The 23,633-nt window shown below is 67.6% G+C and carries 25 protein-coding genes; 9 read left to right on the forward strand and 16 right to left on the reverse strand.

Annotated elements, in window-relative coordinates:
* Positions 1 to 4: 4 nt before the first annotated feature.
* The 4 genes from HGK58_RS11415 to HGK58_RS11430 all read right to left on the reverse strand — a co-directional run bounded on the left by HGK58_RS11415 (position 5) and on the right by HGK58_RS11430 (position 6,041).
* The gene (locus HGK58_RS11415; RefSeq protein ID WP_168627679.1) at positions 5 to 1,336 is read right to left on the reverse strand and encodes a dihydrolipoamide acetyltransferase family protein; all 1,332 of its coding nucleotides are present in this window, start codon (positions 1,334 to 1,336) and stop codon (positions 5 to 7) included.
* Positions 1,336 to 2,355, reverse strand: a complete 1,020-nt coding sequence (locus HGK58_RS11420; RefSeq protein ID WP_168627680.1) for an alpha-ketoacid dehydrogenase subunit beta — start codon at positions 2,353 to 2,355, stop codon at positions 1,336 to 1,338. Before HGK58_RS11420 ends, HGK58_RS11415 begins: the two co-directional genes overlap by 1 nt.
* Complete coding sequence (gene pdhA / locus HGK58_RS11425; protein ID WP_168627681.1) at positions 2,352 to 3,470, reverse strand: pyruvate dehydrogenase (acetyl-transferring) E1 component subunit alpha; 1,119 nt, start codon at positions 3,468 to 3,470, stop codon at positions 2,352 to 2,354. Before pdhA ends, HGK58_RS11420 begins: the two co-directional genes overlap by 4 nt.
* A gap of 306 nt (positions 3,471 to 3,776) precedes the next feature.
* Positions 3,777 to 6,041, reverse strand: a complete 2,265-nt coding sequence (locus HGK58_RS11430) for a polyribonucleotide nucleotidyltransferase (protein WP_168627682.1) — start codon at positions 6,039 to 6,041, stop codon at positions 3,777 to 3,779.
* Between the two features lie 394 nt (positions 6,042 to 6,435).
* On the opposite strand from HGK58_RS11430, the gene HGK58_RS11435 reads away from it, so the two are divergent.
* The 3 genes from HGK58_RS11435 to HGK58_RS11445 are packed head-to-tail and all read left to right on the forward strand — an operon-like array spanning position 6,436 to position 9,256.
* Positions 6,436 to 7,584 carry a Re/Si-specific NAD(P)(+) transhydrogenase subunit alpha gene (locus HGK58_RS11435; RefSeq protein WP_168627683.1) on the forward strand — a complete coding sequence of 383 codons (1,149 nt, stop codon included), beginning with the start codon at positions 6,436 to 6,438 and terminating at the stop codon, positions 7,582 to 7,584.
* Positions 7,584 to 7,886, forward strand: a complete 303-nt coding sequence (locus HGK58_RS11440) for an NAD(P) transhydrogenase subunit alpha (RefSeq protein ID WP_168627684.1) — start codon at positions 7,584 to 7,586, stop codon at positions 7,884 to 7,886. Before HGK58_RS11435 ends, HGK58_RS11440 begins: the two co-directional genes overlap by 1 nt.
* Positions 7,883 to 9,256 carry an NAD(P)(+) transhydrogenase (Re/Si-specific) subunit beta gene (locus HGK58_RS11445; RefSeq protein WP_168627685.1) on the forward strand — a complete coding sequence of 458 codons (1,374 nt, stop codon included), beginning with the start codon at positions 7,883 to 7,885 and terminating at the stop codon, positions 9,254 to 9,256. Before HGK58_RS11440 ends, HGK58_RS11445 begins: the two co-directional genes overlap by 4 nt.
* A 94-nt stretch (positions 9,257 to 9,350) precedes the next feature.
* On the opposite strand, the gene HGK58_RS11450 is transcribed toward HGK58_RS11445, so the two are convergent.
* Entirely contained in the window at positions 9,351 to 9,974 is a 624-nt protein-coding gene (locus tag HGK58_RS11450) for an FMN reductase (RefSeq protein WP_168627686.1), read from the reverse strand.
* Positions 9,974 to 11,113, reverse strand: a complete 1,140-nt coding sequence (locus tag HGK58_RS11455; RefSeq protein WP_227412060.1) for an LLM class flavin-dependent oxidoreductase — start codon at positions 11,111 to 11,113, stop codon at positions 9,974 to 9,976. The genes HGK58_RS11450 and HGK58_RS11455 overlap by 1 nt, the downstream gene beginning before the upstream one ends.
* A 319-nt stretch (positions 11,114 to 11,432) precedes the next feature.
* On the opposite strand from HGK58_RS11455, the gene HGK58_RS11460 reads away from it, so the two are divergent.
* Positions 11,433 to 12,428: a hypothetical protein gene (locus HGK58_RS11460; RefSeq protein WP_168627687.1), complete on the forward strand. Its 996-nt coding sequence runs from the start codon at positions 11,433 to 11,435 to the stop codon at positions 12,426 to 12,428.
* Here the strand turns inward: HGK58_RS11460 and HGK58_RS11465 are convergent.
* The 9 genes from HGK58_RS11465 to HGK58_RS11505 all read right to left on the reverse strand — a co-directional run bounded on the left by HGK58_RS11465 (position 12,407) and on the right by HGK58_RS11505 (position 18,843).
* A complete protein-coding gene (locus HGK58_RS11465; RefSeq protein WP_168627688.1) occupies positions 12,407 to 13,468 on the reverse strand; it encodes an LLM class flavin-dependent oxidoreductase in 1,062 nt (353 codons plus the stop codon). The two genes, HGK58_RS11460 and HGK58_RS11465, sit on opposite strands and share 22 nt — an antisense overlap.
* A gap of 50 nt (positions 13,469 to 13,518) precedes the next feature.
* Entirely contained in the window at positions 13,519 to 13,866 is a 348-nt protein-coding gene (locus HGK58_RS11470; protein ID WP_168627689.1) for a hypothetical protein, read from the reverse strand.
* Positions 13,863 to 14,555 (reverse strand): lysoplasmalogenase, encoded by a 693-nt coding sequence (locus HGK58_RS11475; RefSeq protein ID WP_168627690.1) that lies wholly within the window; start codon positions 14,553 to 14,555, stop codon positions 13,863 to 13,865. The genes HGK58_RS11470 and HGK58_RS11475 overlap by 4 nt, the downstream gene beginning before the upstream one ends.
* Before the next feature lie 16 nt (positions 14,556 to 14,571).
* Positions 14,572 to 15,396: a DUF72 domain-containing protein gene (locus HGK58_RS11480; RefSeq protein WP_168627691.1), complete on the reverse strand. Its 825-nt coding sequence runs from the start codon at positions 15,394 to 15,396 to the stop codon at positions 14,572 to 14,574.
* Positions 15,397 to 15,454: 58 nt separating this feature from the next.
* The gene (locus HGK58_RS11485; protein WP_168627692.1) at positions 15,455 to 15,829 is read right to left on the reverse strand and encodes a DUF1304 family protein; all 375 of its coding nucleotides are present in this window, start codon (positions 15,827 to 15,829) and stop codon (positions 15,455 to 15,457) included.
* Between the two features lie 87 nt (positions 15,830 to 15,916).
* A complete protein-coding gene (gene rpsO / locus HGK58_RS11490; RefSeq protein ID WP_168627693.1) occupies positions 15,917 to 16,186 on the reverse strand; it encodes a 30S ribosomal protein S15 in 270 nt (89 codons plus the stop codon).
* Positions 16,187 to 16,244: 58 nt separating this feature from the next.
* Positions 16,245 to 17,330: an FUSC family protein gene (locus tag HGK58_RS11495; RefSeq protein ID WP_168627694.1), complete on the reverse strand. Its 1,086-nt coding sequence runs from the start codon at positions 17,328 to 17,330 to the stop codon at positions 16,245 to 16,247.
* Between the two features lie 82 nt (positions 17,331 to 17,412).
* A complete protein-coding gene (locus tag HGK58_RS11500; protein WP_168627695.1) occupies positions 17,413 to 17,973 on the reverse strand; it encodes a hypothetical protein in 561 nt (186 codons plus the stop codon).
* A 39-nt stretch (positions 17,974 to 18,012) separates the two neighbouring features.
* Complete coding sequence (locus tag HGK58_RS11505) at positions 18,013 to 18,843, reverse strand: aldo/keto reductase (RefSeq protein WP_168627696.1); 831 nt, start codon at positions 18,841 to 18,843, stop codon at positions 18,013 to 18,015.
* Between the two features lie 64 nt (positions 18,844 to 18,907).
* On the opposite strand from HGK58_RS11505, the gene HGK58_RS11510 reads away from it, so the two are divergent.
* The 5 genes from HGK58_RS11510 (at position 18,908) to HGK58_RS11530 (ending at position 22,532) form a co-directional block, all read left to right on the forward strand.
* Entirely contained in the window at positions 18,908 to 20,089 is a 1,182-nt protein-coding gene (locus tag HGK58_RS11510; protein ID WP_168627697.1) for a MarP family serine protease, read from the forward strand.
* Positions 20,090 to 20,164: 75 nt separating this feature from the next.
* Entirely contained in the window at positions 20,165 to 21,145 is a 981-nt protein-coding gene (locus tag HGK58_RS11515; RefSeq protein WP_168627698.1) for a hypothetical protein, read from the forward strand.
* Positions 21,099 to 21,302, forward strand: coding sequence for a DUF167 domain-containing protein (locus HGK58_RS11520; protein ID WP_349236206.1), 204 nt, complete (start codon positions 21,099 to 21,101; stop codon positions 21,300 to 21,302). The genes HGK58_RS11515 and HGK58_RS11520 overlap by 47 nt, the downstream gene beginning before the upstream one ends.
* Positions 21,299 to 22,081: an SDR family oxidoreductase gene (locus HGK58_RS11525; protein WP_168627700.1), complete on the forward strand. Its 783-nt coding sequence runs from the start codon at positions 21,299 to 21,301 to the stop codon at positions 22,079 to 22,081. Before HGK58_RS11520 ends, HGK58_RS11525 begins: the two co-directional genes overlap by 4 nt.
* 118 nt (positions 22,082 to 22,199) lie before the next feature.
* On the forward strand, positions 22,200 to 22,532 hold the full coding sequence (locus HGK58_RS11530; protein WP_168627701.1) for a hypothetical protein: 333 nt from the start codon (positions 22,200 to 22,202) through the stop codon (positions 22,530 to 22,532).
* A 19-nt stretch (positions 22,533 to 22,551) separates the two neighbouring features.
* On the opposite strand, the gene HGK58_RS11535 is transcribed toward HGK58_RS11530, so the two are convergent.
* Positions 22,552 to 23,322 (reverse strand): NERD domain-containing protein, encoded by a 771-nt coding sequence (locus tag HGK58_RS11535; protein ID WP_168627702.1) that lies wholly within the window; start codon positions 23,320 to 23,322, stop codon positions 22,552 to 22,554.
* Positions 23,323 to 23,633: the final 311 nt, after the last annotated feature.

Here is a 23,633-nt window from a genome sequence, read left to right on the forward strand (position 1 = left end):
TCCCTCACACCATCGCGATGAGCGACGCCGGGTTTGCCAGGATCCGGCCGACATCCGCGAGGAAGCGACTCGCTTGCTCCCCGTCGACCAGGCGGTGGTCGAATGAGATGCTCAAGGTGAGCACCTGGCGGAGGGCGATCTCCCCCTTGTGCTCCCACGGCATCCGCTTCACCGCGCCGAGCGCGAGGATCATGGCCTCCCCCGGCGGCAGGATCGGTGTGCCCGCATCGATGCCGAAGACGCCGATGTTGGTGATCGAGATCGTGCCGCCGCCGAGCTCCGCCTGGCCGGTGCGCCCGGCCTTCGCCGTCTCGACCAGTTCAGCGAGCGCCCCGGCCAGCTGGATCAGGTCGAGGGTGTCGGCGTCCTTGATGTTCGGGACCATCAGGCCGCGCGGTGTCGCCGCCGCGATGCCCAGGTTGACGTAGTTGAACTGCACGATCTGCTGCGCCTCATCGTCCCAGCGTGAGTTCACCGACGGGTTGCGTCCGACGGCGAAGCACACCGCCTTCGCGACCACCGCGAGCAGGTTCAGGCGCACCTGGCTGAATTGCGACGACGCCTTAAGCGTGTCGATCAGCTCCATTGTCGGGGTCACGTCGATGGTGAGGAACTCGCTCGCGTGCGGCGCGGTGAAGGCGCTCGCGACCATCGCCGCGGCGGTGTGCTTGCGCACGCCCTGGATCGGGGTGCGCGTCTCGCGGTCGCCGGAGCGCTGGGATGTTGTGCGCGTTTCGGGCGCGGCGGATGCGCCGGTGGACGCACGCTCGACATCCTCGCGGGTGACGACCCCGTTGTCGCCGGTGCCGGTGAGGGTCGTGAGGTCGACGCCCAAGTCGCGAGCGAGCTTGCGGACGGGCGGGGTGGAGAGGGCGCGCGGCGCTGGGCTGGTTTCGAGACGGTCGCTGCCCGATGCCGGGGCAAGCGCCTGCGGCCCGGCGGCCTTCCGCGCTCTCCGCTTCGGGCGGTCGCCGGTCTCTACGCGCGGCCCGTAGCCGACGAGCACGGATTCGCGCCCGCTGTCGACCGGCTGCGGCGAGCCATCGGTCGGTGCGTCCTCATCGGGCATGGGCACGTCGGCCGGCTCACCGGAGTCCGCGAGTTCGAACGCTGCGATGGGAGCGCCGACCAGCACGGTCGTGCCGGGCTCCGCGTACAGCTTCGCGATGACACCGGCGAACGGGGAGGGCAGCTCGACGAGTGCTTTCGCGGTCTCGACTTCGGCGATGACCTGGTTCAGCTCGACGGTGTCGCCCTCGGCAACCCGCCAGCTGACCAGCTCCGACTCGGTGAGGCCCTCGCCGAGGTCCGGCAGCGCGAATTCCTTGACTGCCATCAGGCCTCCCAGTTGCTGAGCGAGTTGGGCCGTCCAAGCACGCGGTCGACGGTGTCGAGCATCCGGTCGAGGTCCGGTAGGAAGTGCTCCTCGAGCGATGCGGGCGGGTACGGGGTGTCGAAGCCCGTGACCCGCGCCGGCGCGGCCTCGAGCCAGTTGAAGCAGCGTTCGGTGATGCTCGCAGCGATCTCGGCTCCGATGCCGCCGTGCTGCTGCGCCTCGTGCGAGATCACCAGCCGCCCGGTCTTGCGGACGGATGCCTCGACGGTGTCGAAGTCGATCGGCGAGAGCGACCGCAGGTCGATGAGCTCGATGGAGACGCCATCGTCCTCCGCTGCCGCCGCGGCGTCGATTGCCGTCGCCACCAGCGGCCCGTAGGTGACGAGCGTCACCTGCGTTCCCTCACGCACGACGCGCGCCTTGCCGAGGGGAAGGGCGTCGGCGATATCCTCGTCCACCTCGCCCTTGGCCCAGTACCGCCGCTTGGGTTCGAAGAACAGCACCGGATCGTCACTGGCGATCGCCTGCCTGAGCATGGTGTGCGCATCCTGCGGCGTCGAGCAGGTCACGACTCGCAGACCTGCCGTGTGCGCGAAGTAGGACTCCGGCGACTCCGAGTGGTGCTCGACCGCGCCGATGCCTCCGCCGTACGGCACCCGGATCGTGATCGGCATGCTGACGTGGCCGCGGGTGCGGTAGTGCAGCTTGGCCACCTGCGCGACGATCTGGTCGAAGCCCGGGTAGATGAAACCGTCGAACTGGATCTCGCACACCGGACGGAACCCGCGCATGGCGAGCCCGACCGCGGTGCCGATGATGCCCGATTCGGCCAGCGGCGAGTCGATGACTCGCGTTTCGCCGAACTCGGCCTGCAGCCCATCGGTCACCCTGAACACACCGCCGAGCGCTCCGATGTCCTCGCCGATCAGCACCACCCGGTCGTCGTCGGCAAGCGCGCGGCGAAGGCCGGAGTTGAGCGCTTTTCCAAGGGTGAGCTGTGTCGTTGTTGTCGTTGTCATCGCTCGTCCCCCTCGAAGGTTTCGAGGTAGGCGGCGTACTGGCTCTTCTGCCGCTCGAGCCAGCTGTGCGGCTCGGCGTAGACATTGTCGAAGACGCTGAGCGGGTGCGGGTCCTCCATCGAAATCACGCCCTGGCGGAGCTCCCCCGCCACAGCATCCGCCTTCGCCTTCACGCGAGCCCTAACCTCGTCGCTCAGCGCCCCCGTCGACTCGAGCAGCGCCTCCAGGCGAGTGATCGGGTCCTTGCCCTTCCACTCCTCGAGTTCGTCCTTGGTGCGGTAGCGGCTGGGGTCGTCGGAGGTGGTGTGCGGCCCCATCCGGTAGGTGACCGCCTCGATGAAGGTGGGTCCGCCGCCGCCGCGGGCGCGGTCCAGCGCGATGCGGGTCGCCGCCATCACCGCGAGGACATCGTTGCCGTCGACACGCATGCTCGGGATGCCGAACCCGGGGGCGCGTTCGGAGATGTGCCGCTTGGCCTGCACCCCGACCGGCTCTGAGATGGCCCACTGGTTGTTCTGGCAGAAGAACACCACCGGCGCGTCGAAGCTCGCGGCGAAGACCAGCGCTTCGTTCACGTCGCCCTGGCTGGTCGCGCCGTCCCCGAAGTAGGTGATCGCGACGCTATCGGCCGCTTCCGCCTTGATGCCCATCGCGTACCCGGTCGCGTGCAGCGCCTGGGCGCCGATGATGATGGCCGGCACCGCCATGTTGACGGTGTACGGGTCCCAGCCTCCGTGTGAGTGGCCGCGCCACATGCTGAGCAGGTCGGTGAGCGCAACGCCGCGGCAGTAGGCGACGGCGTTCTCGCGGTAGCTGGAGAAGATGAAGTCGTCGTCGCGCAGCGCGCGAGCCGAGCCGATCTGCGCGGCCTCCTGGCCGAGCAGCGGGGCCCACAGGCCGAGTTCGCCCTGACGCTGCAACGCGGTCGCCTCGGCGTCGATGCGACGGACGACCACCATGTCTTCGTAGAGCGACACCAGCTGTTCGTCGGTCACATCCGCCACCCACGTGTCGAACGTCGGGTTAGCCACCCTCGACCCGTCAGGCTTCAGCAGTTGGACGAAGTCCTCGAGAAGATCAGCTGTGCCATGCTCCGTGACGCTTTCGCGCAACATCGGTGCCCCTTCCGTCGCGACCCTCCCGCCTGATGAGCGACGAGGATCCACTGGAGAGGAAGCGGCCATCCGGGTAGGGGGTCGCCTCCGTCCCGGCGTCCTTGCCGGGCTACTGCCGAGCGTACGCAAGTTGGCTGAAAATGGGCAAATTGACTCGCGTTCTCGCCCTGCAATACTCGCCGAGTCGCCCACTTCGGCCCCTGAATCCGGTGCTGTGAGGGGCCAAAGTGGGCAACTCGATGCTGAGACGAGAAAGAACCCGCCCCCACCGAAGCGGGAGCGGGTTCTTTGCGTCTGGTGCGAGGGTCAGGCCTCGGTGGTCTCCACCGACTCGACGGAGGCGTCGGACGAGCCGTCCGACTCCTCGAGGACCGGGGCCAGCGAGAGCTTGCCGCGGTCGTCGATCTTGGTGATCTCCACCTGGATCTTCTGGCCGACGCCGAGGACGTCCTCGACATTCTCGACACGCTTTCCGCCGGCGAGCTTGCGCACCTCGGAGATGTGCAGCAGGCCATCCTTGCCCGGCGTGAGCGAGACGAACGCGCCGAACGTCGCGATCTTGACGACGGTTCCGAGGAACCGCTCGCCGACCTCGGGGTTCAGCGGGTTGGCGATCGCGTTGACCGCCAGGCGGGCAGCCTCGGCCGACGGGCCGTCGACGGCGCCGATGTACACGGTGCCGTCGTCCTCGATCGAGATGTCCGCGCCGGTGTCGTCCTGGATCTGGTTGATCGTCTTGCCCTTGGGGCCGATGAGCTCACCGATCTTGTCGATCGGGATCTGCACGCTGATGACGCGAGGCGCCGTCGGCGCCATCTCGTCCGGAGCGTCGATCGCCGCGTTGATGACGGCGAGGATCGCGTTGCGCGCTTCCTTCGCCTGCTTCAGCGCACCGTCGAGCACCGACGACGGAAGCCCGGAGAGCTTGGTGTCGAGCTGGATGGCGGTGACGAACTCGCTCGTTCCGGCGACCTTGAAGTCCATGTCGCCGAGGGCGTCCTCAGCACCGAGGATGTCGGTGAGTGCCGCGTAGCGCGTCTCACCGTCCACCTCGTCGCTGACTAGGCCCATCGCGATGCCGGCGACCGGCGCGCGCAGCGGCACACCAGCGTTCAGCAGCGAGAGGGTCGACGCGCAGACGGAGCCCATCGAGGTCGAGCCGTTGGAGCTGAGCGCCTCCGACACCTGACGGATCGCGTACGGGAACTCCTCGCGGCTCGGCAGCACCGGCACGAGTGCGCGCTCGGCGAGGAAGCCGTGTCCGATCTCGCGACGCTTCGGGCTGCCGACGCGGCCGGTCTCACCGGTCGAGTAGGGCGGGAAGTTGTAGTGGTGCAGGTAGCGCTTCTTCGTGACCGGGGCCAGCGAGTCGATCTGCTGCTCCATCTTCAGCATGTTCAGCGTCGTGACGCCCAGGATCTGGGTCTCGCCGCGCTGGAAGATCGCGCTTCCGTGCACGCGCGGGATGACCTGCACCTCGGCGTCCAGCGGGCGGATGTCCGCCAGGCCACGACCGTCGATGCGGACACCGTCGGTGAGGATGCGGCCGCGGACGACCTTCTTGGTGACCGACTTGTACGCGGCGCTGAACTGCCCGAGCACGGAATCCGGCAGCTCACCGGACTCGACGTTCTCGGCGACGGCGGCCTTGACGCGCTCCTTGAGTGCGTCATCCGCGTTCTGGCGCTCCATCTTGTCGGCGATCTGGTAGATGCCCGCGAGCTCGGCCTCTGCCAACTGCGCGACGGCGTCGTAGGTGCCCTGGTCGTAGGGCAGGAAGACCGGGTAGTCCTGCACCTCCTTGGCGCTCTGCGCTGCGAGCTGCTCCTGCGCCTTGACCAGCTGGGCGAGGAACGGCTTGGCCGCCTCGAGTCCCTGCGCGACGATGGTCTCGTCCGGCTTGATGGCACCGCCCTGGATCAGGTTCCAGGATGCCTCAGTGGCCTCAGCCTCGACCATCATGATCGCGACATCCTCGTTGCCGTTCGCGTCGGTGACGATGCGGCCGGCCACGGTCAGGTCGAAGACGGCCTGCTCGAGCTGCGAGTGCTTCGGGAAGGCGACCCACTGTCCGTCGATGAGCGCGAGGCGCACACCGGCGATCGGTCCGCTGAACGGCAGACCGGAGATCTGGGTGGATGCGGATGCGGCGTTGATCGCGAGCGCGTCGTAGAACTCGTCGGGTGCGATCGAGAGCACCGTGATGACGATCTGGACCTCGTTGCGCAGACCCTCGACGAACGACGGGCGAAGCGGCCGGTCGATCAGGCGGCAGACCAGGATGGCCTCGGTCGACGGACGACCCTCCCGGCGGAAGAAGCTTCCGGGAATCTTTCCCGCGGCGTACGAACGCTCTTCGACGTCGACGGTCAGCGGGAAGAAGTCGAAGTTCTCCTTCGGCTGCTTGCTCGCGCTCGTCGCGCTGAGCAGCATGGTGTCTTCGTCGAGGTAGGCGGCAACGGCACCCTGTGCCTGCTGCGCCAGTCGTCCGGTCTCGAACCGGACGGTGCGCGTGCCGAACTTGCCGTTATCGAGAACGGCCTCGGCGAACTTGATTTCTGGACCCTCCAAGGGATCTTTCTCCTTATGTAATGGCTCACGCGCATGGGGATGCGCGCGGCGTACGCCGGAGCAGGAGCGGGCAGGAAGGGACACGACACGTCTTGTGCCGGGCGTCTGTTCTGGCCAACAGTAGAAACACACCGTTCGAGACGGGATGCCACCACCGGTGACCAGCTTCGAGCCGGCCTGCTCCGTTGTAGTTGCTCGGTTGCGGTTGGGCAACCGCGTCAAGGCTACCAGCCGACGCGGACGGAGCCTAGTTGGACTCGCCTTCTACTCCGCCGGGCGGCGGCAAAAGTCTCGAACTCTAAAGAAACACGCTTATTTCTCGCCGCGCTGGGCTTAATCGGCGCTGAACACCGGATCCCCCGTCCATACTCTGAGGCGTTCAGAGAGGAGCGCAATGAGAGTCGCTATCGAGCGGGAACGCCGCGTCGGGGAACGGCGGGTCGCCGCCACACCCGAGACGGTGAAGCAACTGACCGGGCTAGGCATGACCGTGGTCGTCGAGGCTGGCGCCGGTGAGGAGTCCGGATACTCGGATGACGCGTACCGGGCCGCCGGGGCATCCGTCGAGCCGCGCATCGACCTGGGAACCGTCGACGTGTACGCCCACGTGAGGCCGCTCGAACCGGAGCGGGTAGCTGCGCTGCGGCGCGGCGCCATCACGGTCGGGCTGGCCTCCCCCGCCTCGGAACTCGACACTGTGCGCGCCCTGGCCGACGCCGGGGTCACCTCGTTCGCGCTCGAATTGGTGCCGCGCATCTCGCGCGCCCAGTCGATGGATGCGCTCAGCTCGCAGGCGTTGGTCGCCGGGTACCGGGCTGTGCTCGAGGCCGCCACCCGCTACCCGCGGTTCTTCCCGCTCTACATGACCGCCGCCGCCACCATCCCGCCGGCGAAGGTGCTCGTGCTCGGCGCCGGCGTCGCCGGACTGCAGGCCATCGGCACTGCCAAGCGTCTCGGCGCGCGAGTGTCAGCGAACGACATCCGCCCCGCATCCGCCGACGAGGTCGCCTCGATGGGTGGCACCTTCATCAACCTCGAACTCGAGGCGGAAGGCGCGGGCGGCTACGCGCGCGAGCTGAGCACGGACAGCGCGGAACGCCAGCGCCAGTTGCTCAGCCCGCACGTCGCCGAGGCCGACATCCTGATCACCACCGCAGCCATCCCCGGCCGGGCTGCTCCGCTGCTCGTCACAACCGAGATGGTCAAGGGCATGAAGCCGGGATCGGTGGTGGTGGACCTCGCCGCCGAGAGCGGTGGCAACGTCGAGGGCGTCGTCTCGGGCCAGGACACTCCTGTGGAGGTCGAGGGCGGGCACGTCACGCTCGTCGGTCTCGCCGACGCGCCGTCCACCATCCCTGCTGACGCGTCACGCCTGTACGCGAAGAACGTCGCCAACCTGCTCGCGCTGATGGCCGTTGACGGACGCGTCGAGCCGGACTTCGAGGACGAGGTCGTCGCCGGCGCGTGCCTCACCCACGACGGCGTTGTGCGGCATCCGCAGACCGCCTCTGCGCTTGGACTGACCACGGAAGGAACCAACTGATGGATGCCGTGACCCTGCTCACGATCACCGTGTTGGCGGTGTTCGTCGGCTTCGAGGTGGTCTCGAAGGTGACGAGCAAGCTGCACACCCCGCTCATGTCGGGCGCGAACGCGATCCACGGCATCATCCTCGTCGGCGCCATCATCGTCGCCGGGCAGACCCAGGATGTCGCGCTGCTGGTCGTCGCGCTCATCGCGGTCGTGCTCGCGACCGCGAACCTCGTCGGCGGCTTCGTGGTCACCGACCGGATGCTGGAGATGTTCGGCGGTCGCAAGAGCACCAAGGGAGGGGAAGCCAAGTGAACCTGCTATCCCCCGAAATCACTGCGATCCTCTACCTGATCGCGGCCGTCTGCTTCATCCTCGCCCTCAAGGGACTGAGCTCGCCGAAGTCGGCACGACGCGGCAACCTGATCGGTGCGGCCGGTGCGATCGTCGCGGTCGTCACGGTGTTCCTCTCAATGCAGCTCGACAACCTGCTGCTGATCGTCGCCGCGATCCTTGTCGGCTCGGCCATCGCGGTGCCGATCGCGCGGCGCGTGCAGATGACCCAGATGCCGCAGCTCGTCGCCGGCTTCAACGGTGTCGGCGGTGGCGCAGCGGCGCTCGTCGGCATCCTCGAGCTCGGACACGCGGACGACACCTGGGTGCGGGTCGCGATCGTGTTCACCATGCTGGTGGGCGCCGTGTCGTTCGCTGGCTCGGCGATCACCGTCGGCAAGCTGCAGGAACTGATCAGCACCAGGCCGATCGTGTTCCCCGGCCTGCCCCTCCTGATGGGTCTGGTGCTGCTCGCGGCGATCGCCGCGTGCGTCATGGTCGTGGTGACCGGCGACCTGGGCTGGGCGCTCGGGCTGCTCGGCGTGGGCCTGCTCGCGGGCTTCCTGCTCGTGCTGCCGGTCGGCGGCGCTGACGTCCCGATCGTCATCTCGCTGCTGAACGCGTTCACCGGTCTTGCGGTCGCGGCATCCGGCATCGTGCTCGGCAACGTGCTGCTGCTTGTCGCCGGGACGCTCGTCGGCGCATCCGGAACGATCCTGACCCTGGCGATGGCCTCTGCGATGGGCCGCAGCGTCGCCGGCATCATGTTCGGAGCGTTCCGCGGCACGTCGACCGCCGGGTCGACGACGCAGAGCGACCGGCCGGTGCGGTCGGGCAGCCCGGAGGATGTCGCGGTCGAGCTCGGCTACGCGCAGCGGGTCGTGATCGTGCCCGGCTACGGCCTGGCGGTCGCGCAGGGCCAGCACACGATCGCGGAGCTCGCGACGGCGCTCGAGGAGCGCGGTGTCAAGGTCTCGTTCGGCATCCACCCGGTCGCCGGACGCATGCCAGGGCACATGAACGTGCTGCTGGCCGAGGCGAACGTGCCGTACGAGTCGCTGCGCGAACTGGACGAGGTCAACCCGGAGTTCAGCCACACCGACGTGGTGCTGGTCGTCGGCGCGAACGACGTCGTCAACCCGGCGGCGAAGACCGCGCCGGGTTCGCCCATCTACGGCATGCCGATTCTCGAGGTGAACCAGGCGAACCAGGTCATCTTCCTGAAGCGGTCGATGCGGCCCGGCTTCGCCGGCATCGAGAACGAGCTGCTGTTCGACCCGAAGACGACCCTGCTCTTCGGCGACGCGAAGGACTCGCTCTCCAAGGTGCTCGGGGCGGTCAAGGCCCTCTGACCACGTTGAGTCGGGAGTAGTTGCCCAATTGAGCATGCTCATAAGGGCAACTACTCCCGACTCGATGATGGTTCGGATCGGAAGGGCGGGCGGGTCAGCTGGGCTGGAAGCCGCCGACCGGGCTGAGCGAGGTGTCCAGCGCGAACGGGTCGCGCACGGTGTGGGAGCGCTCGGATGCCTTCATCAGCTCGGCGAGTTCGCCTGCGCCGCGGTCGATCCGCTCCGGAAGCGAGCGCACCTTGTCGCCGCTGTCGCCCCAGTCGCCCGTCGCGGCGAACACGCCGGTCGGAACGACCACCGCGTGCAGGTAGTTGAACACCGGCCGCATTGCGTAGTCGAGCGCGAGCGAGTGCCGGGGCGTGCCCGCCGTCGCACCGATCAGCACCGGCAGGTCGGTGAGCGCCTTGTTGTCGACGACATCGAAGAACGACTTGAACAGGCCGCTGTAGCTCGTCGTGAAGATCGGACTCACCGCGATGAGCCCGTCCGAGGTCTCGACGGATGCGATGACCTCCTCGAGCTTCGGGCTCGGGAAGCCGGTCAGCATGTTGTTGACGATGTCGTGCGCGAAGTCCTTCAACTCCACGGTGACGACGTCGACCGTGTATTCGTCCTCGAGGCGGGCGAGAGTCGCCGCCGCGAGCTTGTCGGCGAGCATCCGGGTTGACGACGGCTGGCTCAGTCCAGCCGAGATGACGGTTAGCTTGCGGGTTTCCATCAGGCATCCACCGCTTCCGTCTCGACGCGCGCCGCGCGGGACTCCGCCACGCGGGCCGCGTGGGTTGGCGCATCCGGAACCTCCGCTGGGCGGTTGTTCGCGAACTCGCGGCGCAGCGCGGGGACGACCTCGCCGCCGAGCAGGTCCAGCTGCTCCAGCACCGTCTTCAGCGGCAGGCCGGCGTGGTCCATGAGGAACAGCTGGCGCTGGTAGTCGCCGACGTAGTCGCGGAAGCCCAGCGTGCGGTCGATGACCTCCTGCGGGCTGCCGACAGTCAGCGGCGTCTGCGCGGTGAACTCCTCCATGCTCGGCCCGTGGCCGTACACCGGCGCGTTGTTGAAGTACGGCCGGAACTCGTTCACGGCGTCCTGCGAGTTCTTGCGCATGAACACCTGGCCGCCGAGGCCGACGATCGCCTGCGCGGCGGTGCCGTGGCCGTAGTGCTCGAAGCGCGACCGGTAGAACTCGACCATCCGCTGCGTGTGCGATGCCGGCCAGAAGATGTGGTTGGCGAAGAAGCCGTCACCGTAGAAGGCGGCCTGCTCCGCGATCTCGGGGCTGCGGATGCTGCCGTGCCAGACGAACGGCGCGACACCGTCGAGCGGCCGCGGCGTCGAGGTGAAGCCCTGCAGCGGCGTGCGGAATTTGCCTTCCCAGTCGACGACGTCCTCGCTCCACAAGCGGCGCAGCAGCGCGTACTTCTCGAGCGCGAGCGGGATGCCCTGACGGATGTCCTCACCGAACCACGGGTACACCGGTCCGGTGTTGCCGCGACCGAGGGTGATGTCCATGCGTCCGCCGGAGACGTGCTGCAGCATCGCGTAGTCCTCGGCCAGGCGCACCGGGTCGTTCGTGGTGATCAGCGTGGTCGCGGTGGAGAGGATCAGCCGCTCGGTCTTGGCCGCCAGGTAGCTGTTGATCGAGATTGGGCTGGACGGGAAGAACGGCGGGTTGTGGTGCTCGCCCATGGCGAAGACATCGAGGCCGACCTCCTCCGCGTGCTGCGCGATGGTGAGGATGTTCTGGATGCGTTCTGCGTCGGTCGGTGTGTACCCGGTCGTCGGGTCGGTCGTGATGTCGCCGACACTGAAGATGCCGAACTGCATCGGAGAGCGAGACGCTCCGGTCTGGGTTTCCATGGCTAGCCTTTCAATGCGTTTGCATGTACATCCTACTGAACATCACTGGCGACGTGAGAATTCCCGCCCGACCAACTGACTTATTCGAAGCGCTTGTTCAGCGTGCTATGAGTCGTTGCACCCCCGGCGTGAAGATGCTCAGAGTCTCGTGAGTGATCCCCTTCCCCACCGAGAAGCGACCTAGCGTGATGGCATGCTCGCTTCAGCACCTGAGATAACAGAACTCAAGAAACTGGCGCTTCACCGAGACCCCGCAAGTGTGAGCATCTACCTCCCCTCTTCACCGATTCCGAACGAAGTCCCGGGCGTTCGGATCGCGTTGAAGTCCGCGGTTGCGGATGCCGTTGCTCGCCTTGAATCGGATGGCATCGACGCATCCTCCCGGCAGTCGATCCTCGATGCGATCGGCGACCTCGACCAGGACGAGGACTTCTGGGACCACCAGTCGAACAGCCTCGTCGTGTTGGTCGCGCCCCGCATGCTGAACGCCTACCGCCTCGCTAGCGACGTCCGTGAGTCGGTGGTCACGAGCGACCGATTTGAGATCGGTCCGCTGCTGCGCTCGATCAGCTATCCGCAGTGCGGGTACGCGCTCGCCATCAACGCTCGCGGCGCGCGACTGTTCCACCTCTCCCCCAACCGCCGCCCGCGGGAACTGACCCTGAACGGGCTGCCCGACGATCTCCACTCGGTGCTCGAGTTCACGGTCAACGAGGGCGACGCCGACCGCGCGGGTGCCGTCGGCGGTTCCGGCCAGCGGATCGAGCACCAGAAGTATTGCCGCCTGATCCAGGACGCCGTGATCGAGCGGATCGACGGCTCCGACCTGCCGCTGATCCTGGTCGCGACCGACGACTTCGAACCGGCGTACAGGGTCGTGAACAGCTACCCCAAGCTGCTCGAGACCGGCATTCGGCTCAATCCGGAATCCGTCGACCCCGCCGCGCTGGACGCTCGCGCCCGCGAACTGCTGGAGCAGCACTACCGCGAGGAGCTCGAGGCGTGGCGCGAGGATTTCGGCACCAAGCAAGCGCATGGCCTGGGCACTTCGCACCTCGAGGAGGTCGCCAAGGCGGCGACGTTCGGCGCCGTCGACCAGCTGGTGTTCGATCAGTTCGCGCGGGTCGAGGGCTACATCGACGATGACGGCATCATCCACGACGACGGGTCGCCGTCGCGCTCGTACAACATCCTGGACGCCATCGCGGTACGCGTGCTCGAGAAGGGCGGCATCGTGCGGGCGGTCAACCCGGGTGACGCGGGCAACCTCGGGCCGGTCTCGGCGATGTTGCGCTATTCGCTGGCGAACGTCTGAAGCGCGTCGGCGAGCAGTTCGAGCGTGCGCTCGCGCGCTGGCGAGGTACGCGGATCGGTGCCACGCCGCGCCGAGGCGACCGGCGCGATCATCACCTCATCCACCGCGAAGCGTTCGGCTAGCTTCCGGATGCCATCGGCGGCCTGACCGGGAGTGCCGATCACCCACCGCTCGGCCATGCCGTCCATGATCGATTGCTGCGGCGAGGCAACCTCCTCGGCGAGGGCATCCTCGACCAGTGATTGCGCGGTCAGCGGCAGTCCGCTGCGCAACCGCGCCATGTGCAGCAGCTGTGGGACGGCCAGCTCCCTGGCCTCCTGCGCCGTCTCGGCGACGACCGCGTTCACGGTCAGGAACGTGCGCGGCGCATCCGTGACCCCCGGAGTGAACGAACCCCGGTAGAGGTCGAGCGCGCGCTGGGTGCCCTCCCCGGAGAAGTGGTGGGCAAAGACGTACGGCAGGCCGAGCGTCGCGGCGAGCGTCGCCGAGTAGTCGCTCGAGCCGAGCAGCCACAGATCGGGCACGCTCGCTGCGCGCGGCGTCGCCCGCACCTCGTACTCGCGGCCACCGCCGATCCGCAGCGTCGCGCCATCCGGGTTCAGCAGCGCGAGGATGTCCTGAACGTTCTCGGGGAAGCGGTCTACCTCGCTCGTCGTGCCGGTGGAGCGCAGCAGCGCGGTGATCACCGGGTCGCTGCCTGGGGCGCGGCCGATGCCGAGATCGATCCGGCCAGGGAACGCCGCCTCGATCGCAGCGAACTGCTCGGCGATCACCAACGGCGCGTGGTTCGGGAGCATCACTCCACCTGATCCGACCCGGATGCGCTCGGTGACGGCCGCCAGCATTGCGATCAGCACAGGCGGGTTGGTTGCTGCGACCGCCTGCATGTTGTGATGCTCTGCCACCCAGTAGCGGTGGTAGCCGAGGGTGTCGGCACGCTTGGCGAGGGACACGGATGCTGCGATGGCGTCACTTGTCGTCTGGTCGCTGCGGACGGGGACGAGGTCGAGCACGGACACGCGAGGGGCGGAGGAAGTCATCACCTCAGTCAAACATGCGGCGCCGGTTGCCGTCGCCCGTGTGTCGCCCGCTACGAGTTGAGTGTCGCCAGCAGCAACGGCAGCAGGCTCACTGCGATTCCGAGGACGGCCCAGGTGAGAGTCGCGATACCGAGGCCACGCGGACCCCGCGCGATCGCGACACCGCCAAGGATTGCGGCGACCGCGAACAGTGCCGCAAGGTAGGGCCCGCCGAGCACCAGCACAGCAGCGATGGCGAGGAACGCGAAGCCGGTGTCGTTCATGGTCAACAGCCACAACACGGTGCCGAGCAGGATCGGCAGAGTGGCGACGATGTCGAGCACCAGCGCTGCGACGGCGAAGCCTCTTCCCCGCGGGCCGTTGGCGTGCGGGGCGAGCGGCGCGCGGGTGTGGGTCATTGCAGTCTCTTCTCTTGGTTGGCTGCGGCACGCACCGCGGCGTAGGCGATCAGTCCCTGACCGACGATGTAGGTGAGCATGATGATGAAGTCGACCTGCCACAGTTCGAAGCCGGGCAGGAACCGGTTCACCCCGAGCAGGGTGTCGGAGACAAGGAACAGCGCCGTTCCGGCGATGAGGGTGACGCTTCCGGTGGTGCCGAACGCGGCGACCGCTGACAGCACCAGTCCGTAGACCGCGACGGGGATGATCAGGCTGCCCAGGTGTGGAGCCAGCAGCACCACCAGGGACACCCACCACGCGGCATAGATCAGCGCGAACGGGCCGAGCCGGCGCATCCGGAGCTTCCGGATGATCAGCAGCAGGTAGGCGACGTGCGCGAGCAGGAAGAATCCGAGGCCGGTCAGGAAGCCGAGGTCGCCCGAGTAGAGGAGCGACACGTCGCCGAGCCAGGAGAACGCGATCGCGAGGCTGCCGAGCAGTGCGACTTCGCTGCGTCGACGCGGAAGCGCGAATAGGAAGCCGACCAGCAGCAGCGGCATGAGAAGCGGCTTGGTGAACTGGTCCAGCGCGACGTTGTCGACCAGCTTCGCGACGAGGTGCACCGCTCCGACGACGACGTACGGCAGGAAGGCGGCGAACGGCCTCACTGCGACGCCCCTCTGCACGGAATCCGTAGTGATGCTCACGCTTCGGATGCTACCGCTATGACGGCCCGTCGAGGCGGCGTTGGAGCGCCATGGCGTCGAATGGGGCACGCACCTTGACGTCGTTGTCGAAGTAGATGTAGCTGTCGTATCCGGAGACGCGCCAGCCACGCACCGTGTCGGCCCAGCGATCGAGCGCCTCAGCGTCGTAGCCGCTCGTGTAGAGCTCCTTGTCGCCGTGCAGCCGCGCATAGGCGAAGTCGGCGGTGACCTCGGTGAGCCGCGGCCACTTCCCCGCGGTGTCGGCAACGACGGATGCGACGTTGTGCTTCTCGAGGATGCGGAAGTAGGCGGGATTCTCGAAGGTCGCGCTGCGCACTTCAAGCGCGTGCCGGAGCGGACGGTCGGCATCCGGTTGAAACCACACCTTGCCCGTCATCCGCTCCTCGTGCCCGGCCGCAATGGTCGCCGCTTCGGCGGTCGTGCGCGGCAAGCGGGCCAGGAACGCCTCGAGCAGGTCGGGGTCGAAGTGGAGCGTTGCCGGCAACTGCCAGAGGATGGGACCGAGCTTGGCGCCGAAGGCGAGCATCCCGGATGCGAAGAAGTTGGCCAGGCCGCCTTGCGTGTCCTTCAGCCGCAGCAGGTGGGTGATGTAGCGACCACCTTTGACCGAGAACACGAAGTCATCCGGTGTCGTATCGCGCCAGCGCTGGTACGACTGGGGGCGCTGCAGCGAGTAGAACGAGCCGTTGAGTTCAATGGAGTTCACGTGCTGGGACGCGTACTCGAGTTCGAGCCGCTGCGGGAGCCCCTTGGGGTAGAACACACCCCGCCACGGCGGGTAGCGCCAGCCGGAGATCCCGATGCGCACGTCGCCGCCCATGTGCCGGAGGGTAGCTGACGCGCCCGAGAGGTCCTTCGGTGGTCGAGCCTGTCGGTGGTCACACCAGCCAGGCGACCAGCACGATCAGGCCGAGCCCGCCCTGCACCGCCGCACCACGCCACAGTCGGCGTTCCGACAGCAGCAGCACGAGGCCGAGCAGGATCATCGCCGCTGCGACGAACACCACCATCGTCTTCCCGACCACTACTTGTCCGACGGCCGCAAGAATGGCGCCGACGATGATCCCGAGACCCCAGACGATGTTGTAGAAGCCGACGTTGATGGTCCAGATGCGAACAGCCGGCGCGTGCTCCTCCCGGATGCGAAACAGCGGGTAGAAGCGCTTCGAGCGGGAGAAGAACGCCTCAATAGCACCGAAGCCGATCAGCAGCACACCGAGAACGATCGCGAGCACCAGCGCCAATGCCGTCATGGGGGCAAGGCTAGTGCGCGCGGTGCCCGAGACAAGCGAAACGGGCCGCCATCCAAGAGGATGACGGCCCGCAGCCAAGCAAGAAATCTATCGGCGGAGTCCGAGACGCTCGATCAGTGAGCGGTAGCGCTCGATGTCGATGTCCTGCAGGTAGCCCAGCAGGCGGCGACGCTGACCGACGAGCAGCAGCAGGCCACGACGTGAGTGGTGGTCGTGCTTGTGCTCCTTGAGGTGCTCGGTCAGGTCCTTGATGCGACGCGACAGCATCGCGACCTGAACCTCGGGGGATCCCGTGTCACCTGGGTGGGTTGCGTACTCTTCGATGATCTGCTTCTTGACCTCTGCATCAAGTGCCATATGTGATCCCCTTTTCTCTCGTTGCGCGGTGCCCGACACCCGACTGTGTGAGCTCTCTTTATCCGCGGCCGTTCGACGGCAACCTTGAGATTCTAGCAGAGCGGATGCGGCGGAAGGTCCACGCCAACAGCAGAACGCCCAGCGCGATCGCCACCCCGATCACGGTGTCGATGGCCCGTTCTCGGACCACCGCGCCGACATCCGTTCCCGCGCCGAAGGTGCTGATGAGCAACGCGAGCGGCGTGATGAAGACCAGCGCGAGGCCGTAGTTGCGCGTAACCAGAAGCTCCACGGTGAACTGCAACATGCCGAGTGTTGCCGCAAGCCACAGCCCTTGCGGGTGCAGCATGGCGACAAGCGCAAACGCGCCGACGCCCAGGAAGGTGCCGAGGGCACGGTGGATGCCCCGAATCGCCGTGACGCGGATGTGCGCGAAGTTCTGCAGGATCGCCACGACAGCTACGAAGACCCAGTAGGCGCGGTCGATACCGAGAGGTGCGCTGACGAGTGCGGCGATGCCGGATGCCGCGATGATGCGCCCGACGATCGGCCCGGACTCGTGATCGAACGCGAAGCGAGGATGGGATCGCGCTTCCTCACTGTTGTAGCGCTCCAGCTCGCGCTCGCGGTACTTGGTCACCAGCAGCGGCGCGAGCACGACCAGGTAAGCGAAGACGCTGCCGACGGAGACCATCGAGATGATCGCGAACGGATCGCGTTCGACTCCGCCGAGTTCCGCCGGCGCTGCGAGGTAGCCGGAGACGCCCGCGATCAGCACGAAGAACACCGGTCCGGGTGGCCCGATCCGGGCGCCGAGGCACAGCACGGATGCGACGGAGGCGACGACGAACAGGGTCACCAGCCCGAGCGCGAGACTGTGCGATGTGGCAACACCGAGTGCCGATGAAGCGATCATCCCGAGGATGATGATCGGCAGCACCTGGGCGCGGCGCACCCTGCTCATCGCCGCCGAGTACAGCGACACGAAGGCGCCCATCGACGCCATGAGGCCGAGTTCCTCGTACCCGGCGAGCTGGAACACGGCCAGCGGCACGGAGACCGAGATGGCGGCTTGCAGTCCGATGGGCCACCGCACCGGGCTTTGACGGAACGCGAAGAGACTCCGGATGTCTTCGCGAATCAACTGCCTGCCCCTACGTTTCCTAGAACCTCAAGTTTCTCAGACGCCCTGACCGCCCGTCCTCTGACGTTGCGGTCTCGCGCGGTCAGGCGGCCGTTGAGTGCGTACGGGCCGCGCGCTGCACCCGGTCGAAGACGCCCGCGCGAATGGCGTGGAACACGTCAATTGCGGCGAGCTGCAGCCGCCCCTTGCGGTAGGCGGCCTCCGTCGCTGCCCGGCGGGCGGCATCGTCGATCACGACCGAAGCATCCGCCGGGTCGGCGACGATGCGAGCGCCGAGCGCACGAGACCAGGCCTCGATCACATCGCGCAGCACCGAGTGTGCGACCGTGACATGCACCCGATCACCGGCGCTGATGACGCGTCCGCGCAGTAGCAGCGCATGCGCAACCAAGCCAGGAGCGAGAATCTCAGCGACCTGCGCGTCGGTCACGTCCTTGGGCACGCCGATCAGGTTCTCTGCGCTGACAATCGGCGAGTCGGAGAACTGCCGCTTCGGGGTCGGCAACGCGACGCGATCGCCGCGCTCGAATCCGGATGCCTCAGCTCCGACAGCATCCACCGTCGCCGCGATCATCGAACCGACCGCGTTGATGCGCAGCCGCACCTTGCCGTCCGGCGTGGTTCTGGTCGCTGTGGTGCTCATGTATTAGAAAACCGCAGATCACGGCCCAGTATTCCCCGCTCAGAACTCCTCGTTGGTGTCGGGGTCCCCGCCCCACAGCCGGCCCTCCTCGAGGGAACTGATCGACTCGACCTGCTCGTCGGTGAGCTCGAACCCGAAGATGTCGATGTTCTCGCGCTGCCGCTCGGCGGTGCTCGCCTTCGGAATCGGGATCGTGCCCAGCTGCACGTGCCAGCGCAGGATCGCCTGCGCTGGCGTGACGCCGTGCGCATCCGCGACCTCCCGGATCTTCTCATTCGTGAACGGCGACTTCTTGCGCGCTAGCGGCGTCCAGCTCTCGGTCTGGATGCCGTGCTCGGCGTGGAAGCGGCGCAGCTCGCCTTGGGGGAAGTACGGGTGCAGTTCGACCTGGTTCACCGCGGGGACGACATCCGTCTCGGCAATGACTCTTTCGAGGTGCGCTGGCGTGAAGTTGCTGACCCCGATCGAGCGGATGACGCCCTCCTCGCGCAGCCGGATCATCGCCCGCCAGGAGTCGACGTACTTGTCGACGCGCGGCAGCGGCCAGTGGATCAGGAACAAGTCGACGTAGTCGAGACCGAGGTGCTCCAGCGACTCGCGGAACCCCTCGAACGTCTCGTTCAGCCCGTGGAAACGGCCGGGCAGCTTGGTGGTGACGAACAGCTCCTCACGCGGGACGCTCGAGCGCCGGATCGCCTCTCCGACCTCCTTCTCGTTGCCGTAGTTGAGCGCGGTGTCGATCAAGCGGTACCCGTTCTCGATCGCGGAGCCGGTCGCGGTGATCGCCTCCTCGCCGCGCAGCCTGTACGTGCCGAATCCGATCGCGGGCAGCGTATTGCCGTCGTTCAGCGTTCTCAGGGGAATCGTCATGCGTCCAGTGTGGCAACAGGAGCGGCGGGGTATTGTCAGCGTGCATTCATGAGGAGGAGGCCGGATGCTGCTCGCGGGGTTCTTGGACGTGGCCCTGTTCCTGCTGTTCATCGGCTACCTGGCATACGGCTACGGGGCCGGTTTCCTGCGCAGCGCCGGTCCGATGCTCGGCGCGCTGCTCGGAGCGCTCGCGAGCTTCTTCGTCACGCCGCTGATCAACGCGACCGTCCTGGAGCCGATGCTGCGCCTCGTCGTGCTGATCGTCGCGAGCATCCTGCTCATCGCCATCGGGCAGTCGATCGGCGCCTGGCTCACCGGGGTGAACACCCGGCGCCGCGAACGCCGGAGTCCCGGCACCGTTGACCGGGCATTCGGCGCCATCACCAACCTCGTGGTCGCTGCGCTCATCGCCTGGATCCTCGGATTCAGCGTCGGCTCGATCGGAGTCCCCGCCCTCACCCAGGCGATCGCGTCATCCGGCGTGCTGAAGACGATCGACACGCTCACTCCCGAGCCCGTCAAGCGCGGACTCTCGCAGTTGCGTGCCATCGCCGTCAATCAAGGCGTGCCGCGGGTCATCGACGCGCTCGGCAGCCCGTCGCAGCAGCCGCCCGAGATCAGCCTCGATTCGCCGGAGCTGCAGGATGCCGCCGATTCGGTCGTGCGCATCACCGGCACCGCGTGGGAGTGCGGCCAGGGCCAGTCCGGCAGCGGATTCGTGGTCTCGGATGATCGCGTCGTCACCAACGCGCACGTCGTCGCCGGCGTCTCCGAGCCGGTCATCGAGGCGACCGGCGAGCCGGCCCGCTCCGGCCGGGTCGTGTACTTCGACCCGGACAGCGATCTCGCGGTCATCGCGGTTCCCGGGCTGGATGCCGACCCCATCCCGCTCAGCGACGACCTCGACGAGGGCGACGGTGCCGTCTTCCAGGGCTACCCGCTCGGCGGCCCGTTCACCTCGGAGCCGGCACTCGTCCAGGACATCGCGAACGTCCGCACCCCGGACATCTACGGCCGCGCACCGAACAGCCTCGAGGTGTTCGTGCTCACCGGCAACGTGCAGTCGGGCAACTCGGGCGGGCCCCTCCTCACCCTCGATGGGGACATCGCCGGTGTGATCTTCGCGCGTTCCGAGAACCTGCAGAACGTCGGCTACGCGCTCACCATGGACCAACTCGGCCCGGTTGCCTCCCAGGCTCCTGCCCTCGACCGTGCGGTGCCGACTGGCGCGTGCGTGCCCGGCTGAACTTCTCGCGGCTCGGGGTGCGATCAGGGCAAATCCCGATGGCGGCGGTTTCCGGGTGCCTGCGACGCTGAGGTCATGGCAACAGCACTGGCCCCGTCGGCACCCACGTTCCTCTCGCGCAACCGCTTCACCGGTGGCCAAAAGTTCCTGCTCGTCTCTGGCATCCTGCTGCTCGCGTCCGCGGCCGTGCACGGTGTCGTCTTCCTGCTCTCCGGCACCGGGTGGGATGGACCGCTGTCCTGGCGCAAGCCCATACTGTTCGGCTTCTCGTTCGGGATCACCCTGGCCACCATCGCGCTGTTTGCATCCTTCCTCCGGCTCAAGCCCCTGCTCGACTGGCTCCTGCTCGGCGGGCTGGGGTTGCTCGGCATGTCAGAGACGGCGCTCATCACCATGCAGACCTGGCGCGGTGTGCCCTCGCACTTCAACTTCTCCACAGCGTTCGACTCTGGCGTCTTCGTGGTCATGGGCGTGGAGGTGGCCGGCATCGCGCTTGCCCTGCTCGTGATCACCGCCCTGTTCTTCACCCGCGCTGCGGACGGGCCGCCTGCGATGCTGCTCGCCATCCGGGTGAGCATGCTGCTCCTGCTCGTCGGCCAGGTGCTGGGCGGGCTGATCGTCGCGGTCGGCGTCCCTGCCGCGGCGTCCGGCGACGACGCGGTCTTCGGGCCGCAGGGCGTCGTCTTCGGGGATGGCGGGATCCTGAAGTCGCCGCACGGCATCGCCATGCACGCCATCCAGGTGCTTCCGCTGCTCGCGTGGCTGGGCGCATTCACCGGCTGGGCGCTTCGACGGCAGTTCCGGATGTCGCTGGCCGCGGCGATCGGCTACACACTCGTGCTCGGGGTCAGCGTCGTGCAGGCTCTCGCCGGGCAGCCGCCTCTCGCTCTGAACCTTGCGTCGCTCGCTGCGGCCGCGCTCGGCGTCCTGCTCGTCGGCGCGCCGTACGCACTCGCCATCCGGTCACTAGCCTTGAGGTATGGACCCTGGACCCAGCGTGACGGTGCGAGTGAAGCCGGGCAGCCGCAAGGGGCCGCTGGTCGAGACCAGCGATGACGGCCTGATCGTCTACGTGCGGGAGCGGGCTGTGGACGGTGCCGCGAACGCCGGGGTGATCGCCGCGCTCGCCGACCACTTTTCAGTGGCCAGGTCGCGGGTCGAGATCGTTCGCGGTCACACGTCGCGCATCAAGCACGTGCGGGTGGAGAAGTGAGCAGGGTGGCGCTCGTCACCGGCGCGACCGCGGGGCTCGGCGCCGAGTTCGCGCGCCAGCTCGCCGCGCGCGGCCACGATCTCATCCTCGTCGCCCGTAACCGCGCGCGCCTCGAGGCTGCGGCGAAGATGCTGGAGCAGGCCTACGGGTGTCGGGTCGATATTCTGCCCGCCGACCTGACCGATCGCGATGACCTGGCAACGGTGGAGCGGCGATTGGCCGACACCGTCCGCCCGGTGGATGTGCTTGTCAACAATGCCGGTTTCGGTCTCGCGACGCCGTTCGAGTCCAGCAACGTCGATGACGAACAACGCATGATCGACCTGTTGCTGAGCACACCCATCCGGCTCACCCACGCCGCCCTGCGGCAGCAACTCCCCCGCCGCAGCGGCACGGTGATCAACGTCACCAGCATCGCGGGCCTCACCCTGCGCGGCGTGTACGGTGCGGCAAAGGCCGGGCTGATCTCGTTCAGTCGCTGGGCCCACGTGCAGTATCGGGGCCGCGGCGTGAGAGTCACGACCGTCATCCCCGGGTTTGTCCGCACCGAGTTCCACGACCGGATGAGCGTCACACCGGACGCGGTGCCGCGTTTCATGTGGCTGAGCGCCGAACGAGTGGTGCGGGAAGCGCTGCGCGGAGCCGGCCGCGGGCGGGCCGTGGTCACGCCGTCCAAGCGGTACAAGGTCATCGCCGGCGTCATCCGGATCCTTCCTCCGGGAGTCACCGCACGGGGCGAGCTGACCCACCCGGAAGAAGCTGGCAAAAACAACCACTAGCCCACCCCCCATTCGCGGGGTATCATCACCAACAAGATGCGCGGGGAACTCAGGGAATTCCGACCGCATCCCACATGGCGCACCGCCACAGGGGGCGGTGCGGGATGGGGAGGTGAAGATGACCACGCTCACCAAGCACTCGCTCGTTCCGTACGAGCACCCCAATTGGGTTGCAGTGCTGCCAAGCCGCTGGGTCGCAGAGTATGACGGCGAAGCGGCGGGCACGATCGACGTCACCACGACGGGGCGGTATCGGGCCACCGACCGTCGCGGGCACGTCGTCGGAACCTACCGCAGCCTCGAGCGGGCGCGCGAGAAGCTCATCGAGAGCAATATGGCGACACCGCTCGAGCGCCTGGACCGCTCGAAAACGCTCATGGTGCTCGGACTGTTGTTCGGCATCGCGGCGTCAACCCTCGCCGCCTTCGGGCTCATGTCGCTGATCGGCTGACGGCAGCCGGACACGAAAGTCAGCGCAACGCGTCGGTGAGCGCGGCAGCGATGGCTGCCGCCCAGAGCACCGTTGCGAGCCCGACGATCCAGATGACTCTGGCGCGTCTGGCCCTGTTCACCTCGGTGCGCAGCGCGTGGAATCGCTCCAGGATCCGCTCGGTGTCGCCTTTCGGCCAGGTGTCCATAGACCAGGTGAGCGCATCCGATGCCGCATCGCGAATGCGCTCCTGAAGCTCGGGCGGCATGGTGGGCTCCAACCCGAGCAGCCAGGTCCGCAATTCGCGCGAACTGACGACGACCACGCCGCGTCGCGGCTTGCTCACGATCAGACTGGCTGCGTTCACCACGACGACAACTGGCTTTACGCGCACTCGATCGCCGGTGGCATCCGACAACGCCGTCTCGGCGAGCGCTGCGGCCAGCTCGGACTCGCGCAGTTGCGGCACCTCGAGCCCGTCGACGACGAACACGCCGTTGCCCGCCCACACCTGCAGGCCCTGTGCGTTGCGGATGGTCAGCGCGATCACGCCGGCCGGTCCGATGATCAGCTGGTCGATGGGCGCTGTGCCGCCCGCAACCGGCACCCCGCACAGGGTCACCCAGTCCGGGCCGAGCTCTGCGAGCACGTCGTCCAGTGCGAGGAGCGCGAGGGCGCTGCGGTACGGAGCGCGCGTCTCCGCCCGCAGGGGGCTCACGCCGACGACGCGGGCGATCGGAGATCTTGCTCTGACGGCCGATTGCCGATCGAGGACCTCGGCGACCTCGGCCGCGACGGCGGTCGTCTGCATCCCGTGATCACCTCTCCCTCCGGTGCGCGATCCCGCGCGAATCGAAGCTAGTAGGTCGGGCTCGCTGGCGGTCAGTCCCCAAAAGTGAGGGTGCAACGACTTGTTGTTGGCGCGGGAAGGGGTTGCATTTCACCGCCGGGAGGCGCAGGCTGGAAGCAGATCAACTCATCGCCCGGAAGAGCCGCACCAAGTGCCGCACCGGGCGATGAGTCCGTTCGCGGCCAGGCCGCACGACTGGGGCCCCCGCTTCATCGAGTCGGGGGGGGGGGGGGGGGGGGGGGGGGGGGGGGGGGGGGGGGGGCGGCGGGGGG

Origin of the sequence: Cryobacterium sp. BB307 (assembly GCF_012274275.1) — a bacterium.
Lineage (GTDB): Bacteria > Actinomycetota > Actinomycetes > Actinomycetales > Microbacteriaceae > Terrimesophilobacter.

Coding starts and splice junctions, on each gene's coding strand:
- HGK58_RS11500 (WP_168627695.1), bottom strand. CDS start 17,973: ATGAGCACCACAGCGACCAGAACCACGCCGGACGGCAAGGTGCGGCTG.
- HGK58_RS11470 (WP_168627689.1), bottom strand. CDS start 13,866: ATGACCCACACCCGCGCGCCGCTCGCCCCGCACGCCAACGGCCCGCGG.
- HGK58_RS11480 (WP_168627691.1), bottom strand. CDS start 15,396: ATGGGCGGCGACGTGCGCATCGGGATCTCCGGCTGGCGCTACCCGCCG.
- HGK58_RS11450 (WP_168627686.1), bottom strand. CDS start 9,974: ATGGAAACCCGCAAGCTAACCGTCATCTCGGCTGGACTGAGCCAGCCG.
- HGK58_RS11510 (WP_168627697.1), top strand. CDS start 18,908: ATGCTGCTCGCGGGGTTCTTGGACGTGGCCCTGTTCCTGCTGTTCATC.
- pdhA (WP_168627681.1), bottom strand. CDS start 3,470: ATGTTGCGCGAAAGCGTCACGGAGCATGGCACAGCTGATCTTCTCGAG.
- rpsO (WP_168627693.1), bottom strand. CDS start 16,186: ATGGCACTTGATGCAGAGGTCAAGAAGCAGATCATCGAAGAGTACGCA.
- HGK58_RS11420 (WP_168627680.1), bottom strand. CDS start 2,355: ATGACAACGACAACAACGACACAGCTCACCCTTGGAAAAGCGCTCAAC.
- HGK58_RS11505 (WP_168627696.1), bottom strand. CDS start 18,843: ATGACGATTCCCCTGAGAACGCTGAACGACGGCAATACGCTGCCCGCG.
- HGK58_RS11435 (WP_168627683.1), top strand. CDS start 6,436: ATGAGAGTCGCTATCGAGCGGGAACGCCGCGTCGGGGAACGGCGGGTC.
- HGK58_RS11415 (WP_168627679.1), bottom strand. CDS start 1,336: ATGGCAGTCAAGGAATTCGCGCTGCCGGACCTCGGCGAGGGCCTCACC.
- HGK58_RS11455 (WP_227412060.1), bottom strand. CDS start 11,113: ATGGAAACCCAGACCGGAGCGTCTCGCTCTCCGATGCAGTTCGGCATC.
- HGK58_RS11485 (WP_168627692.1), bottom strand. CDS start 15,829: ATGACGGCATTGGCGCTGGTGCTCGCGATCGTTCTCGGTGTGCTGCTG.
- HGK58_RS11535 (WP_168627702.1), bottom strand. CDS start 23,322: ATGCAGACGACCGCCGTCGCGGCCGAGGTCGCCGAGGTCCTCGATCGG.
- HGK58_RS11515 (WP_168627698.1), top strand. CDS start 20,165: ATGGCAACAGCACTGGCCCCGTCGGCACCCACGTTCCTCTCGCGCAAC.
- HGK58_RS11530 (WP_168627701.1), top strand. CDS start 22,200: ATGACCACGCTCACCAAGCACTCGCTCGTTCCGTACGAGCACCCCAAT.
- HGK58_RS11440 (WP_168627684.1), top strand. CDS start 7,584: ATGGATGCCGTGACCCTGCTCACGATCACCGTGTTGGCGGTGTTCGTC.
- HGK58_RS11465 (WP_168627688.1), bottom strand. CDS start 13,468: ATGACTTCCTCCGCCCCTCGCGTGTCCGTGCTCGACCTCGTCCCCGTC.